The following is a 15,741-nucleotide window of genomic DNA, read 5'->3' as shown; positions in this document are numbered from 1 at the left end:
CTCCGAAAAAATCAGGACGTGACGCCGATGATGTTGGCGGCGCTGACCGAGACGCCGTTCACCGTGAGCGATGGCGTCGAGGTCGAGGTGTCGATGCCGGTCACCGTGCCAGTGACCGTCGTGTAGTTGAGGACCGAGTTGCCGGCGGAATCCGTTGCGGTCACCGAGATCGTGTACTGGCCGCCGTCGGTGAGCTGGTTGCCGCTGGAATCCTTGCCGTCCCAGGTGAAGGTGTTGGAGCCGGAATTGCCGGTGCCGGTTCCTGTCCACACCGTGTTGCGGGACGAATCCTTGACGGTGATAGACACGTTCGAAGCCGCCGAAGACAGCGAGTAGCCGAACGTCGCCGAGCCGTTGGTCAGCGTCGCGGTGTCGGTCTTCGCCTCTACCGTGTGGCCGATATAGTTGACCGAGTTCAGCGTCACGAGGCTCGAGAACGAGCTCGCGAGCGCGCTGAGATTGGTGTTGATCGACTGCTGCTGGCTGAAATTGGCGTAGGAGGTGAGCTGGTTGATGAAGTCCGTCGTCGAGGTTGCGTTCAGCGGATCCTGGTTCTGCAGCTCGCTGACGAGCAAGCTGAGAAACTCGTTCGACGTCAGCGATGAGGTGGATGAGGAACTCGACGACGATGTCGTCGTCGTTGCTGTCGAAGTGGACGTCGTCGCGGCAACGGTCATCGAAAACCCCGGTTCATGTGCAACGCGCGGCTAACGAACGCGTTCGGTTGCGCTTGAAATCTGTGTGCTGATGAAACGCGTGGGCGCGTGAATTCAGGCGGGGATTCGCGCGCTACGATGCGCTTTCCGAAGCGGCAAAATCTGCCGTGTGCGCGCGAGAAAGGAGAAGAGAGAGCAGAGAGAAGAATCGCGCTGTCGCGGCCACGGTGGTGCGCTCCCTCGCCCGTTCTTACGGGACCGCGACGAGCTACGCTCGCGCTGAGAGGGTTGGGGTGAGCGGCGTTTCCACAATCACGGTGACAGATCGACTCGCGGAGGCTCCCCCTCATCCGGAATCCGCGCTACGCGCGCATTCCGACCTCTCCCCGCAAGCGGGGCAAGGTAAGAAGCATCGAGCGTCCGGTTCGACGTTGACGCCGTTGGAAGTGAGTTGGAGAAGAGCCTCAGTTCCCCGCCGTCTCGCCCTCGGCGTGGGGCTCGGCGGGATCGGCCGTGCGCTTGGCGGCGGCGACGATGCGATCGGCAAGTCCGGCAGGCGCCCGCACAGGAGGAGTGGCCAGCGCATTGCGGAGCGCGTGCGCCGATTCGAGAAGGGCGCGGGCATCGGCGGAATGACCAAGCAGCTCTTCGGCGGACGAACGACGGTCCTCGGGCCAGAGGGACAAGTCCTCGCCCAACCGATCGATCAGATCCTCAAACTCGGTGATATCCATCGCCCGGGTCCCGCACCCCCGGGCCTGTCATAAAGCATTGCAGAGGCGCCGGAAACCGAATTCGCCTGTCCGGACGCGACAAGGAACGGCCATGCCGCGCGGAACAACCGCCGAAACCGCCGTCCTCCCGAGCGGAGAAATACGAGACGCCGGAACCCGGCCGTTCCAAGCGGAAACCGGCCCGAAGGCCTCAGCGCTTCTGCGCCGAATCGCCCGTCCCGGGCTTGGCCGTCCGCACGGTCGCATCGACGAATTCCCAGGCCTCGCGCAGCTCGGTGAGCCCTGCGATGATCCGCCGATAGCTCTCGCGTGCGTGCGGCCGGCCATAGGCGCGCAGGCTCGCCAGGATCATCGCATTGTAGGTCTGGTAGAGCCGCTCGGCCACCGCCCCACCCTTGGTGAAATCGAGATTGTGACTGAGCCCGCGCAGGATCGCGGTCGCCTTCATCAGATACTCGTGCCCCTCCTCGAAGCGCCGCGCCTCCTGCGAAGCCAGCGCCTTCTGAAGAAACGTAGTCGCGCCGCCAAGCAGCATCGACACTGCCTTGAGCGGCGGCACGGTGGTGGCCGCACCCCGATAGGCCTGATTGGCCATGTACGCCATCGGATTATGCATCATTAACTACTCGAGCTGGAGTTGAGCAAAGCCTTGAGATAGGTCAGCGTGTTGTTCGCGCTCTCGATCGCGGCCTGGTACTTCGCATATTGCGCTTCCAGCTGCGTCTGATAGGCCGACGCGGCACTTTGGATATCGTCGACCTTCTGCTGCAGGTCGTCGTCGCGCGTTTCCAGGTTGGTGATCAGCGTCTGCAGCGAGCCGGTGCTGGACGACGCATTCTTGGCGATCTGGTAGAGCTGCGTGGCGATCCCCGACGTCGACGTCACCGTGATCGATTGCGAGGTCGTCCCCGAATAGGTGAAGGCCATGCCGGCATAGGCCGTGCCGGCATTGCCGATGATGGTGGTGCCGCTGACGGTGAACAGCGAGGAGTCCCCGCCGACCGAGGCCGAGGAGAGATTTCCTGAGGAATCCACCGTCAGGTCCAGCGTGACGGATTGGGGCGAGGTTCCGGTATTGACGACGCTGAGCTGGCTCGACGAGGTCGTGGTCTGCGCCGACAGCAGCGTGGTCACGCCGCTGAGGTTCGTGCTCAGGATCTCCGAGAGCGTCGACGTGTCGAGCTCGAGCTCGTTCGAATCGTTGAACGACAGGCCGAGGTCGGCCATCGTCAACCCGCCCACCGTGCTGTTGAGCGCGGATTCGAGCTGGCTCGTGATGTCGCGCATGGTGCCGTCGCCGAATAGCACGGCGCTGGACGAGGCAGTGCCGTCCGAGTTCGTCGCCTGCTGCGCGATGACAGCATCGCGATAGGCGTTGTAGTTCGTGACGAAGGTCTCGAGCGCCGATTCGATCTGGCTGGTGTCGGTCTCGATGCTGATGTTCAGCGTCGCCCCGCTCGGCGTGGCCTGTAGCAGGTTGAAGGTGACGCCGGTCAGCACATCGGTGATGTCATTGGTATCCCGGGTCATCGAGATGCCGTCGAGCGTGAACTCGGCCGCCTGCGCGGTCTGAAGCACATCTGAGAACGATCCCGAGCTGTCGGTCACCCCCAACTCGTTCAGGATGTCGTCACCGGAGCTGCTGGAATAGCTGATATCTTCCGCGTCCTCGGTTCCCGTCAGCACCATCTCGTAGGAGCCGCTGGATACCTGGACGATCGAGGCCTGGACATTGGTCGTCGAGGTCTGGGCGTTGATGGCATCGACGATGTCCTGGAGCGACATCGTGCTGGTGACTGTGACGTCGGCGGTGCTGCCGCTGCCGAGCCCGAGCGAGAACGTTCCGGAATAGCCAAGCGCGTCCGTCTGGCTCGACTGCGCGGTGCCGACCACCTTTTGCGCGGTCGCGATCTGGCTGATCGTCAGCGTATGGTCACCGGTCGCCGCACCGTTGCTGACGCTCATGGAGAGCGCGGATGACGCGCTGACGTCGCCGGTGGAGCTGATGGTCGCCGAGCGCGTTGCAAACACGTTGGTCGCCAGCGAGTTCACGACGGACGTCGCAAGCGAAGCGAGCCCGGAATAGAGCGTCTTCAGATCCGTCTGAAGGGTCTGGTAGGCCGAGACCTTGGCCTCGTTGTTGGTGATCGTGGTCGAGATCGTGGTCGCGGCAGTGAGCTTGGCATTCACCGCAGCCGTGATCAGCGCGCTCCAGTCGAGGCTGGTCGACGTGGTCGTACCGGTCGTTGTCACCGATGAAGCGCTCGACGTCGTCGAGCTCGTCGACGTGCTGCTGGTGCTTGAACTGACACTGGTCACTGATATGCCCGACCTATCGCAGGAAGAGCCGGGCCGGCCTCATGCCGGCCCGGAAAGACGATCGTTAGCCGAGCAGCTTGAGCAGGTACTGCGGCATCTGGTTCGCGGCGGATTCGGCCGAGACCGCGGCCTGGGTCTTCACCTCGGCCGAGGACAGCGTGGCCTGCTCAGCCGCGATATCCACGTCCTTGATCGCCGAGTTCGCGGATTCGAGATTCTGGGTCTGGGTCGAGATCGAATCCGAGGAGAAGTTGAAGCGCGATTCCTGCGCACCGATCGAGGCGCGGGCGGCCGAGACCGTGTCGATCGCGGTGTCGAGCGCCGTCAACGCCGAGGTCGCGCCCGACTGGGTGCTGACGTCGAGCGAGGAGACGGCGAGCGAGGACGCCGTGAGACTCGCCAGCGTGATGGTGATGGTGTCCGATCCGGACGAGCCGACCAGGACCGAGACGCCCGACGAAAACACGCTGGTGCCGTCGAGCAGGCTCTGGCTGGAATAACGGGTGCCGGTCGAGATCGAATCGATTTCGCTCGTGAGCTGCGAGAATTCCGATTGGATGTAGGCGCGGCTGGAGTCGGTCGTGGTGCCCGAGGCCGACTCGGAGGCCAGCGACTTCATGCGGGCGAGAATGTCGGAGATGTTCGAGGCGCCGCCGTCGGCGGTCTGGAGGATCGCGGTCGCCTGCGAGGCGTTGGTCGCAGCCTGCTGCAGCGTGGTGACGTCCGAGGAGATGCGGGTCGAAATCGCAAGACCGGCGGCGTCGTCGGAGGCCGATGTGATGCGCGAGCCGCTAGACAGTTTCGAGAGCGCGCTGGTCTCTTGCGAGGAGTTGATGTTGAGGTAGCGGACTGCGGCGTTCGCAGCGGTATTGGTGGAAATCGCGGGCATTGCAGGCTCCTGTGCTGATGGGCATGACGTGCCGCATCGTGATTAAGCGACTGACGACGACGCGGGCGCAGCCCCGTCCGTTCGCTCAAACGGCGGAGCGCAAGGAGATCAGGCGAAAAAAATTTCGGATGCAGGATTTTATGGTTAGCAATCGGTAAACGCGGTGCGGATGTCGCGCTCGTGCCGCCGCAGCAGCTGACGGAGCTGCTGGCGGCCGCGCTTGAGAAGCGACTCCACCGCGGCGACCGTGGTGTCCATCACCTGGGCGATCTCGCCGTTGCTCATGTTCTCATGATACGACAGGATCACCGCGATGCGCTGCTGCTCGGGCAGCCGCTGCATCGCGACCTCCAGCATGTCGTTCAGCTCGTTGCGCTCGATGATGTCGGCCGCATCCGGCTGACCATCGGCGACTTCCGGCACCGTGTCGACGTTCTCCGTGCGCGGCTTGCGGCGCAGGTCGATGCAACGATTGGAGATGACGCGATAGAGCCAGGTCGAGAACTTGGCGCGGCCATGCTGCCAGCGTCCGCGATGGCTCCAGATCTTGAGCATGGTGTCCTGCACCACGTCCTCGGCATCCGCCGCGTTGCCGACGATGCGCAGCGCGATCGCATAGGCGCGGTCGATGTGACGTTCGACCAGCATGCGGAACGCCGCTTCGTCACCGGTTGCGAGGCGATCGAGCAGCTCGCTGTCTTCATCGAGGACGATCGCTGCGGCCGGCACGGTATCCGGCGCGAGCGGCGCCGACGGCATTACCGGCAAGGTCTCGTCGACCGGTACCGTCGTCGTGACTTCGGCCTCGGCGGGCGCCCAGACATCAAGCGCGTAACTCATCCCGCAATCTCCAACCCGCAATGCCGGCGGCGCATATTCCACACGGCTTCCAGGCGTTGAACGCGGAGACGAACCAATCCAGGCGGAGAATTTTTGTTATTTTTCAAGATCTTATCCGGAATCTTTTGCCGAGTGACCGGCAACAATTGCCGACGTTGCGCGTAACGCGCGCTACTGTCCAGCAATCATCGACATCGTCTCGCGTCATTTGCGGATCATTCATCCCGAACAGATGCAGCTTCAAAAACTCGAGGAGATACACGGCACTAAAACGAACACGCGCTCTGCGCGCGAGGCAGGCGGCGATCGATTGTGTCCAAGTGTGAATGAACGCGAGACAATTTTCTCACTCGGCAATTTTTGCCGAATCACCTTTTTCGAACCTAGCGGATTTTTTGAATCTGTCAGTCGCGACATGCGCGGTTTTGAATCGCGCGCGAACTTTTTTCGTCGCGAGCGCGCCTGACTTGCAACACAGCAGCGTTAATCGGTTCGATTGGCGGGGAATTGCAGCATGAAGATCGCGACGGCCGACGCGAAACGTCGGACGAGAATTGTTTCTGCTTGGTCGTTCGATGTTTTCGATACGTTTCTGATGCGCGCCTGCACGACGCCAGATGGCGTATTTGAAAGGACTTACGAGCTCTCCGGCATTTCAAGAATATGTCCGAACGTTTCCGCCAGTTTCGTTCAGCATCGCATCCAGGCCGAATCGCGCGCACGACGAACCGCGAAGGACAAACGTGGCGCGAGCGAGGTGCACATCGCCGAGGTCTATTCCTATTTTCCGTTCAAGCTGTTCGGGCTCGATCGCCGCAATCGCGATGGTCTTGTCGAGGCTGAGTTCGCCGCCGAGCTCGAGCTTTGTCGCGTCAATCCGGAAATGCTTCAGCAATATATCGACATGAAACGGGCCGGTCATCGCACCGGATTCATCTCGGACACCTATTGGGATTCCGCGCAGCTCGCCCGCCTGCTGCGCGCCTGCAGTCCCGACCTCACCTGGGACTTCCTCTACGCGTCCTGCGATCACGGCAGCAGCAAGAGCGAGTCTTTGTTTGCCAGATACATCACTGATCAGGGCGTCGATCCAGCCGCGTCCTTTCACGTCGGCGACAACGAGAGCGCCGACATAAGGGGCGCGCGGCGCCACGGCATCCGTCCCCGCTACTATCCGCAAGCCTCGGCGCAGCTAGCCTCGAAGCTCCAGCGCGAGACCGCGATGTTCGACTTGCTGTGCCAGGGCAAGCCATCGCGGCTCGACCACGGCGCGCGCACGCTGCGGAGAATGGTGGCAGCGCGGAGCGCAGAGAAATCACCGGCGTTCCAGTTGGGCCTGACCGTGCTCGGTCCGGTGATGACCGCGTTCGATGCTTTCGTCGCGGCGCGCTACGAGGCGCTGGCGCTGCCCGGCCGACGCGTGGCGCTCGGCTTCCTCGGCCGCGACGGATTCTTGTCCCACCGGATCTGGCGGGAACGCCACGGCGCAATGTCGGCCTATATCGAGATCAATCGCCGCGTCAGCCTGATCGGTTCGGCCGATTCAATGGAGCCGCTCTGCGACCTCCTCGGCAAGGTCATGAAGATCGACGCGCCGACACTGCGCGACATGATCAAGATCCTGCCGCCGAAGGTCGCCGCCTTCTTCGCGAAATATCCGGACGGGATCGCGCCCGGCGACGAGCTTGCCGAAGCGCTGCCGGACCTGATGGACGCCGGCGAGATCACTGAGCTTGCCGCCGGCTTGCGCGCCCGCCTGCTCGCTTATCTCCGCCACACCATCCCCGGATTCGACGATTGCACCGACCTCGTGCTCGCCGATCTCGGCTATTCCGGCAGCGTGCAGAAGGCACTGCGCCGCATCTTCGACCAGGAAGGCATCAGTATCCGCCTGCACGGCACCTACCTGATCTCGCTCGATGACGCCTTCGACGAGATCGCCGAGAGCGACACCGCGGAAGGCTTCGTCTCGGATCTCGTGGTGACGCCCCATGTCAAGCGCATGCTGATCCGCAATGTCGCGCTGCTCGAGCAGATCTGCTGCTCGGCCGAAGGCTCGGTACGCGACTATCAAGACGAGGCGGTCCTGCGCGAGATCAATCCGCGTCCGACCGAACAGATCGCGCTGGCCGCCGAGATCCAGTCGGGCGCGCTGGCCTTCGCGGCGAGCGCGGACAGGATCGCCTCCGAATATGACCTGCTGCCTTATGCTGCGCTCGATGTCGCCGCGAGCTGGAGTGCGGCGACGCTGGCGCGCCTGTTGCTACTGCCGGACGACGACGAGATCGCGCTGCTCGGCGGATTGAAGCACGACGTCAATCTGGGCACCCATGCGCTGGCGCCGCTGCTCGATGGCGGGTTCGTCCGTAACCAGCTCACCGCCCGCGGCCTTTCCGCCGCCTGCACCTCGGCAGCGCCGCCAATGTGGCTGGCCGCCAGCTTTGCCGGCCTGTCGCCGTCCTATTCCTATCTCTACACCCTGTTCGGCGCGAATCGCCTGCCGGCCGATGTGTTCGAGGAAGCCTCCTGCAGTGCACTACAGATCGGCCTGTTCCGGACCGACGGCAGTGCCTCGATGGAAACGGTGACCGTCCAGCGCACCGGACTTGGCGAGCTGCGCCTGCGCATCCCGCTATCGCGGGCGATGGCGGTCGCGACGATTGCCGTCCCGCTGGCAAGGCTGGCCCGCGAGGGACTCCTTCACGGCGTGACCGTCCAGAGCGGCGACAGCGTTCGCGATGCGGCCGAAAGCCAGGAGGTGACGGGGATCTCCGCCGACAGCCTGGTACATGCCGGGCTCCAGCGAAACGGCTCCTATTACTGCGCCGAGAACGACGATGGCTGCCTCTTGATCCCGGTCGGGCCGATGGCGGGGGACGTCGCGGTCTATTCGATCGCGCTCACCTCGCTCAGTCACGCCCGCATCCTCGCCACCGCGCTCGAATAATGCGCCTGATCGGGCCCCCTCGCCCGTTGAAGCCCAAGGCCGATACGAAATGAGGGGGCACGGAGTTGACGGACGGAACGCAGACAGATCTTGACGGCGTTTTGCGCGCGGCCGGCATCCGGCTCGGCGACGCACAGCGTCATCGCCTCGGCTGGCTGGTCGGCCGTCACGGCGCCCCGACGGTGCAGATGGCGCATGAAGGCCGCCGCGGCGGCGGGGTGGTCATTCTGACCGAGCCGCCGAGCGGCGCCGCGGCCGAGCTGTTCTACCGCGCCCTGACTCCGGGTTGCGCGGTCGTCATCCCGCTCAGCGAGAATCCGGGCTTCGACTTCCTCAAGTCAAAGCTGACCGAGTTCGGCACCGTCGGCCCGAGCGCCGAGGGTCCGCATGAAATGTGGTGGGGCGGGATCGGCTGGTCGCGGTTTCTCGCGGCCGCGGATGAATGCACGGTGCGGCCGCGCGTCATCTCCTACTACCCTTACGGCACCGACCCCGATGCGATCCGTGCCTTGCAGCGCTCGCTCGAGGCCTTCGAGCTCGACAGCCATATCGAGCCGATCGCAGCCGAGTTCGGCGAAGAGGTGCTTTGTTTCGAGAAGGCCGAGTTCATCGCGCGAATGTGGAGCCGCTACCGCGAACCGCTGCTGTTTATCGAAGCGGGCGCGGTGCTGCGCGAGGCGCCCCTGCTGCCGTCCTCGCTCGGCTGCGACGTCGCTCTCCACAAGTGGAACCGCTGGGAGATGTCGGCTCAAACTCTCTATCTCGGTCGCACGGCCCGAGCGGAGCAATTGCTGCAAGCCTGGCACCACCTTGCCGCCTCCCATCCCACGATCTGGGAAGGCTATCTGCTCGACCAGGCCTGGAGCCACGCCTCCTCGCATGGCCCGCTCGACACGGTTTGGCTCCCCCGCTCCTATCATGCGCTGACGGGTGACCTCGCCGCGAGCCGCGCGACCATCATCCATGCGCAGCCGACGACCACGACCGAGCTCGGGCCTGATCCCAGCTTCGCATCCCTCGTGCGCGCGGCCCGCCGCGCCGGCCGGACCGGCGCGCGCGACGCCTTCATGGTCATGACCTCTCAGGCTGCAGCCGACAACGGCGTGGCCGTGATTCTGCGCGATGTCGAGGCCAATGAGGCGCGCGCGATCGCCGCTACCGTCGAGGCGGTGACCGGCGCCTTTGCCCGCGACTGCGGCGGCTATGGACGGTTCGAGCTGTCGCTCTGCGGCTGGCGGGACGACGTCAACACGGCACGGGAAGCTGCGCGCCTCGCGCGCTATCGCGTCGTCGAGATCGCGCCGGGTCAGAAGATTAGCGGCGACTTCTTCGCCAGCGCCGCGGCGCAAGCCACGCGCTGCCACCTGATCCCCTGACGAGAGCTACTCCGATGCTGAAGACCATCATCCTGCTCACACAAACCGGCCAACAGCAGCTACCGCTTGCCGCGCTGCTCCGCGAGCACAACCCAAGCCTCTCCTTCTGCTCGGCGCTATCGGCGCGCGATCTGCTCGCGATCGCACCCGAAACCTTACGCGATGCGCGGCTCGTATCGTTTGCCAACGACACCGCGATATCGGAGAAATTCCTGCTCCAGCTCGGGTGCGGCGCCTACAAATTCTATGTCGCGCCCGTTCAATATCCGGGTCTGCCGACCGCGCCCGACGACGGCGATGATCCGCGGTGCTTCTCGGCGATCGCGCAATCGATGACGATCTGGCCGGACACCCGCCGCGTGGTCGGACTTGAAACCCTGACCGTTCCGGAAGATGCGTCGTTGATCGAACGCGAGCGGCAGACCTTCACCCGGCTCGCGCACCTTTTCTGGCGGATGGCCGGCATGATCGCGAATGAAGCGACCGAGCTGCCGGGGATCATCGAGAGCACCGAAAGCAAGCCGAGCTTTGCGCAGATGAACTGAGGCTAACGGCCTCGCTTCATCGGCTCCGCGGACAATGCATCGCGATGCTCCGGCGCCGCGATCGCGATCAGGCGGCGCGCGCGTTCGGCAAGATCGCAGCCGCGCAGCTCCGCCACGCCCCACTCGGTCACGATGGCGTCGACGTCGGCGCGCGGCGTCGTCACGGTCTCCACATCGGGCACGATGCGGCTCGTTCCATCCGAGGCGGTTGCGGGTAGCGCAATGATGGCCCTGCCGCCGGGCGAAGCGTTGGCGCCACGCACGAAGTCGAGCTGCCCGCCGATGGCGCCGACAGCCACGCCGTTCAAGCTCTCGGAATTGACCGAGCCGTCGAGACCGACCTGAAGCGCGGAATTGATCGCGACCAGCTGGCTAATCTGCGCCAGCACGCCCTGGTTATGCGTGTAGCAGGCCGGGCGCACCGCAACCGCCCTGTTCTCATGCACGAAGCGATAGAGCCGCGGCGTGCCGATCACCTGATTGGTGACGGTGATGCCCACATCCAGCCCCTTGCGCGCGTTGGTGACGGTGCCGCACTCGATCAGGTCGACGACAGCGTCGTTGATAAGGCCGGAATGAATGCCGAGGTCGCGTGCATGCGAGAGCGAGGACAGGATCGCGTCCGGAATCCTGCCGACCCCGAACTGCAAGGTGCTGCCGTCGGCGATCAGGCCTGCCGCATGCGCGGCGATGCGGCGCGACACATCATCAGGGGGCGCTGACGGCAATTCAACAGGCGAATGGTGGGCAACAATTCTCAGATGGATCGGCACGTCATCCGGCCATTCGGCGCCATGGGTCCAGGGCGCATCCGGATTGATTTCCGCAACGACCAGCCGTGCGCGGCGCGCGGCATCGATCACATAGTCGTTCGAAAGGCTGGCGCTGAGCCTGCCGTCGCTCGCTTGCGCGAGCTGCACCAGCACGACGTCCGCCCGGTGCCGTCCTGCAGCGAAATCAGCGCAGAAGGCGCTGTAGTTGCTCGGGATCACGGCAAGCCGGCCGGCCCTGGCGAGGCGTCGGGCGTTGCCGATCACGCCATAGCTGAGAAAAGAGATGTTCGCCGCGCATTCGGACGAAAACGTCTCGGAGAAGAGCGGGCCAACCAGAAGACGCAACGGCGGAAGATGATCCGCCTGTGCCACGAGCGCTTCGGTGAGCGTGCGCGGCTCGGCCGTCGCCTGCCCGCACACCACGAGATCGCCGTCCTGGATCAGGCCGGTGAAGTCGATCGTTGGCGCATTTCCGGACACGGCTTAGTACGACTTGGCGAGGCCGAGCACTTTCTCCGCGATGAAGCTGAGCGCGAGCTGCGGGCTGACCGGCGCAATCCGCGGGATCAGGATCTCGCGCAAATAGCGCTCGACGTGAAACTCCTTGGCATAGCCGAAGCCGCCATGCGTCATCACGGCCTGCTCGCACGCCGAAAAGCCGGCCTCGCCCGCGAGATATTTTGCGGCATTGGCGGCGGCGCCGCACGGCATGCCCTTGTCATATTGCCAGGCGGCCGACATCACCATCAGCCAGGCGGCTTCGAGCTCGACCCAGTTCACCGCGAGCGGATGCTGGATGCCCTGGTTCTTGCCGATCGGGCGGTTGAACACGACACGCGTCTTGGCATATTCGGTGGCGCGCGACAGCGCGAGCTTTCCGAGGCCCACCGCTTCGGCCGCAATGAGGATACGTTCGGGATTCATGCCTTCGAGAATGTACTCGAAGCCACGGCCCTCCTCGCCGATCCGATCCTCCATCGGGATCTCGAAATCCTCGAAGAAGAGCTCGTTGGAATCGACGATCTTGCGGCCCATCTTCTCGATCTCGTGGACCTTGATCCGCTTGCGGTCGAAATCCGTGTAGAACAGACTGAGGCCATGAGTGGGCGAGCGCACGTCCTCAAGGGGCGTCGTGCGCGCGAGCAGCAGGATCTTGTGCGCGACCTGCGCGGTCGAGATCCAGACCTTCTGGCCGTTGACGATGTAGCGGTCATTCTTGGCGACCGCGCGCGTCTTGAGCTGCGTGGTATTGAGGCCAGTGTTGGGCTCGGTTACCGCGAAACAGGCCTTCTCGCGACCCTCCACCATCGGTGGCAGCATGCGCTTGCGCTGCTCTTCAGTGCCGAACACGACAACGGGATTGAGGCCGAACACGTTGATATGCACGGCGGAGGCGCCGGACATGCCGGCGCCGGATTCCGCGATGGTTCGCATCATGATCGCGGCCTCGGTGATACCGAGCCCGGAGCCGCCATACTCCTCCGGAACGCAGATGCCGAGCCAGCCGGCGTCGGCCAGCGCCTTGTGGAAATCGTGCGGGAAGCCGCCCTCACGGTCCTTGTTCAGCCAGTAGGCGTCGTCAAAGCCTTCGCAGATCTTTGCGATGGCGTCGCGGATGGCTTCCTGCTGATCACTGAGCGCGAAATCCATGATGGTCTCCTTTGCCGGAGGCTCGTAAGCTTAGCGCCCCATCTGCGAGGGCAGCCAGAGGATGATACTCGGGAACGCCACCAGGATCGCGATCGCGACCAGGTGCGCGATGAAATGCGGGAAGGTGCCGTGGAACACCTCCGCCACCGGCCGCTTGGCGTAGCGGGCGACGATGAAGCAATTGAGCCCGACCGGCGGGGTGATCATGCCGACCTCGGCGGTGACGATCTTGATGACGCCGAACCAGATCGGATCGAAGCCGAGCGTTTTGATCAGCGGCAGTACGATCGGCACCGTCAGTACCAAGATCGCGATCTGGTCCATGAAGGAGCCGAGCACGATATAGCCGCAGAGGATCAGCGTGATGATCACCCAACGCGAAGTCGGCAGCGAGCCGATCCAGGCGACGAGGTCCTGCGTCACATGTGTCAACGTGAAGAAGTAGCCGAAGATCGAGGCGCCCACCAGGATCATGATGATCATGCAGGTGCCATGACAGGCCCGCAGCAGCGTCCTGTAGAGCGAGGACGGCGAGATCTTGCCCTTGACGATCGCAAGCAGGAAGGCACCGAATGCACCGAAGGCCGAGGCTTCCGTCGGCGTCGCGACGCCGAGATAGATCGTGCCGGTCACGATCGAGAACAGCACCACCATCGGCGAGACCTGCCAGAGCAGAGCGAACTTGTCGCGCCACGGCACCGATTTTGCGCCCGGCGCGCGCGACGGGTCCTGCCAGACCAGAAAATAGATCGTGGCCATGATGGTGATGGTGACGAGGATCGCCGGAATGATGCCGCTGATCAGCAGCTTGCCGATGTTCACTTCCGCAAGCAGGCCGAAGATCACGAGTGCGACGCTGGTCGGCAGCAGCATGGATAGGGTACCGGAGATCGCGACCACGCCTGCCGCCATCTTCGGCTCATAGCCCTGGCGGATCATCGCCGGCAGGCTGGTCGAGGACAGCGTCGCGGCGGATGCTGTCGACGTGCCGCAGATCGCGCCGAAGCCGGCGCCCGCGAGCGCCGTTGCCATGCCGAGCCCGCCGGGGATGCGGCCGACCCAGGCCGAGGCCGTCTTGAACAGATCGTCCGCGACGCCCGACAGCAGCACGAGATCGGCCATCAGCAGGAACATCGGGATGGTGATCAGCTCGTAGGACGAGACGGTCGAGAGCGGTGCCGTTTGCAGGATGCCCGACAGCGTCGCAAAGCCGCCGACCATCACGAGCCCCACCGAACCGGAAAAGGCCATTGCAAAGCCGACGGGCGTGCCGAGCGCGAGCAGGCAGAACAGAAGTCCGAGAACGATGAGAGGTGTCATGGACGCTGCCGCTACTCGAAGGATCTCGCTTCGCCGATCCCGGTCACCGGTGGCAAAGGATAGAGGTCGCGCCCGCTGATGAGGCTCAGCACATTGCCGATGAGCTGCAGCATCAGTCGCAGCACCAGCACGCCGCAGCCGAACGGCACCAGCGCTGCCGAGATCCAGGTCGGCCAGGGAATAGCGCCCGCGAGCACGTCATGCTGCTCGTAATTCTCAAGGGCCCGCTCGAAGCCGACCTTGCAAATTAGGACGAAGACGAACAAACCCGCCAGCGCGGTGATGATCTCCGACAGCCGCCGTCCCGCCGGCGAGAAACGCGACAACAAAATATCGACGCCGACATGGGCATGCTCGCGCAAGCCGTCCGACAGCGTGAGGAAGAACACACCGGCGAGGAGATAGAGCCCGATCAGGTCGTAGGTGAAGGAGAACGGCCGGTTCATGACGTAGCGCATGAACACGTCGGTCACGACAAGCACCATGATCACGAACAGGAATACCACCGCGATCACCGTCAGCGCGCGCTCCAGCGCGGAAAGCGCATTGCCGAGCTTCTCGATCACGTCCGGCGTCCCCTTTGTCCCTGCCTGCGCTACTTCGTGCTGCCTGCGGCGAGTAAAGCCTCGAATTCCTTCAGCGCGGCCGAGGCCTGCTTGCCGCGGCTGTCGAGACCGGACGCCCATTCCTGGCCGACGCCCTTGAGCTTGTCCTTGATCTCGGCGCGGGTTGCCTCCGGCAGCGGCTCAAAGCTGACGCCGCTCTCGGTAAGGTGCTGCTTCGTCGTGTCCTGCTCCTTGTCGACGTCGGCGCAGGCCTTCGGCTCGATCGCCTCGGAGGCCTGGTCCATCGCCTTCTTCACGTCCTCGGGCAGCTTGTCCCAGACTGACTGGTTGATGGAATAGGCGACGATGAAGCTGCCGAAGCTGACGCCTTCGGTGGCGTGCTTGACGAGCTTGTCGAGACCGTAGGCGACGACGCTTTCCATCGGGAACAAAAGGCCGTCCATCGTGCCGCGCGACAGCGATTCATAGGCATCGGGCGCGGCCATGCGCACCGGCACGGCGCCAAGCGCGCGCAGCGTCAGATCCTGCGCGCCGCCGGTGGTGCGCAGCTTCAGGCCCTGCATGTCCTTCGGCGTCTCGACCTTCGCCTTGGCGGTCCACACCTGATAGGGCGGCAACACCACCTCGAACAGCAGCTTGATCTTGTTGGGTGCATATTCCTGCTTGGCGAGCAGGCCTTCGCGCGCGGTCTTCCAGTAGGCGAGCGTGCCCTGGCAGCTCGTCTGGAACGCGCCCGGCAATTGCGCGACCTCCGACAGCGGCATCTTATCCGAGACGTAGGACGGCCCGATGTAGCCGATGTCGACGACGCCGGATTGCGTCAGGCGTAGCATGTCGGCAGCTTTGCCGATCTGCTGGTTCGGATAATAGGTGAAGGTGACCGCGCCGTTGGTCCGCTTGGTGACGTCGTCCATCCACGGCTTCAGCATCAGGCGGACGAGGTAATGGCCGGCGGGAAAGGAGTCGGCGACCTTCAGCTCCAGCGCCCGAGCCGGGCCGGTCACGATCGGCAGCCCCAGAGCCGCGAGAGCCCACACCAGCTTCCTGTTCATTCGTTTCTCCCTGACGCGAGGTAACGCCGGCGCCGCAGCTCAAGCGGCTGGCCCCTCGCACCGATTTCTTGCTT

At 64.1% G+C, this 15,741-nt stretch carries 14 protein-coding genes; 3 read left to right on the top strand and 11 right to left on the bottom strand.

Annotated elements, in window-relative coordinates; genetic code table 11:
* Positions 1-11: 11 nt before the first annotated feature.
* The 6 genes from NLN62_RS28620 to NLN62_RS28595 all read right to left on the bottom strand — a co-directional run bounded on the left by NLN62_RS28620 (position 12) and on the right by NLN62_RS28595 (position 5,438).
* Entirely contained in the window at positions 12-677 is a 666-nt protein-coding gene (locus NLN62_RS28620) for a flagellar hook assembly protein FlgD (RefSeq protein WP_254111108.1), read from the bottom strand.
* Between the two features lie 443 nt (positions 678-1,120).
* A complete protein-coding gene (locus NLN62_RS28615) occupies positions 1,121-1,390 on the bottom strand; it encodes a hypothetical protein (RefSeq protein ID WP_254111107.1) in 270 nt (89 codons plus the stop codon).
* A 190-nt stretch (positions 1,391-1,580) separates the two neighbouring features.
* Positions 1,581-2,009 (bottom strand): flagellar export chaperone FliS, encoded by a 429-nt coding sequence (gene fliS, locus NLN62_RS28610; protein ID WP_027524692.1) that lies wholly within the window; start codon positions 2,007-2,009, stop codon positions 1,581-1,583.
* Positions 2,009-3,709 (bottom strand): flagellar filament capping protein FliD, encoded by a 1,701-nt coding sequence (gene fliD / locus NLN62_RS28605; RefSeq protein ID WP_027524693.1) that lies wholly within the window; start codon positions 3,707-3,709, stop codon positions 2,009-2,011. The genes fliS and fliD overlap by 1 nt, the downstream gene beginning before the upstream one ends.
* 64 nt (positions 3,710-3,773) lie before the next feature.
* Positions 3,774-4,598 (bottom strand): flagellin, encoded by an 825-nt coding sequence (locus NLN62_RS28600; RefSeq protein ID WP_027524694.1) that lies wholly within the window; start codon positions 4,596-4,598, stop codon positions 3,774-3,776.
* Between the two features lie 144 nt (positions 4,599-4,742).
* Complete coding sequence (locus tag NLN62_RS28595) at positions 4,743-5,438, bottom strand: RNA polymerase sigma factor (RefSeq protein ID WP_027524695.1); 696 nt, start codon at positions 5,436-5,438, stop codon at positions 4,743-4,745.
* 514 nt (positions 5,439-5,952) lie between these two features.
* Between NLN62_RS28595 and NLN62_RS28590 the strand changes: the two genes are divergently transcribed.
* From NLN62_RS28590 to NLN62_RS28580, 3 genes are all read left to right on the top strand, one after another.
* A complete protein-coding gene (locus NLN62_RS28590) occupies positions 5,953-8,385 on the top strand; it encodes a hypothetical protein (RefSeq protein WP_035663180.1) in 2,433 nt (810 codons plus the stop codon).
* A gap of 65 nt (positions 8,386-8,450) precedes the next feature.
* A complete protein-coding gene (locus NLN62_RS28585; protein ID WP_027524696.1) occupies positions 8,451-9,761 on the top strand; it encodes a hypothetical protein in 1,311 nt (436 codons plus the stop codon).
* Positions 9,762-9,775: 14 nt separating this feature from the next.
* Positions 9,776-10,306, top strand: coding sequence for a hypothetical protein (locus NLN62_RS28580; protein ID WP_254111106.1), 531 nt, complete (start codon positions 9,776-9,778; stop codon positions 10,304-10,306).
* A 2-nt stretch (positions 10,307-10,308) separates the two neighbouring features.
* Here the strand turns inward: NLN62_RS28580 and NLN62_RS28575 are convergent, their stop codons facing one another.
* From NLN62_RS28575 to dctP, 5 genes are read right to left on the bottom strand one after another with little or no spacing between them, the layout of a single operon-like run.
* On the bottom strand, positions 10,309-11,559 hold the full coding sequence (locus NLN62_RS28575) for an acetyl-CoA hydrolase/transferase family protein (protein ID WP_027524698.1): 1,251 nt from the start codon (positions 11,557-11,559) through the stop codon (positions 10,309-10,311).
* A gap of 3 nt (positions 11,560-11,562) precedes the next feature.
* Positions 11,563-12,729 (bottom strand): acyl-CoA dehydrogenase family protein, encoded by a 1,167-nt coding sequence (locus NLN62_RS28570; protein WP_027524699.1) that lies wholly within the window; start codon positions 12,727-12,729, stop codon positions 11,563-11,565.
* Positions 12,730-12,759: 30 nt separating this feature from the next.
* Positions 12,760-14,049, bottom strand: coding sequence for a TRAP transporter large permease (locus NLN62_RS28565; protein WP_254111105.1), 1,290 nt, complete (start codon positions 14,047-14,049; stop codon positions 12,760-12,762).
* 11 nt (positions 14,050-14,060) lie between these two features.
* A complete protein-coding gene (locus NLN62_RS28560; RefSeq protein ID WP_027524701.1) occupies positions 14,061-14,615 on the bottom strand; it encodes a TRAP transporter small permease in 555 nt (184 codons plus the stop codon).
* 29 nt (positions 14,616-14,644) lie between these two features.
* On the bottom strand, positions 14,645-15,667 hold the full coding sequence (gene dctP / locus NLN62_RS28555; protein ID WP_027524702.1) for a TRAP transporter substrate-binding protein DctP: 1,023 nt from the start codon (positions 15,665-15,667) through the stop codon (positions 14,645-14,647).
* Between the last annotated feature and the right edge of the window lie 74 nt (positions 15,668-15,741).

It is taken from the genome of Bradyrhizobium sp. CCGUVB23, assembly GCF_024199885.1.
Taxonomy (GTDB): domain Bacteria; phylum Pseudomonadota; class Alphaproteobacteria; order Rhizobiales; family Xanthobacteraceae; genus Bradyrhizobium.
This window is presented reverse-complemented; position numbering and strand designations above follow the sequence as displayed.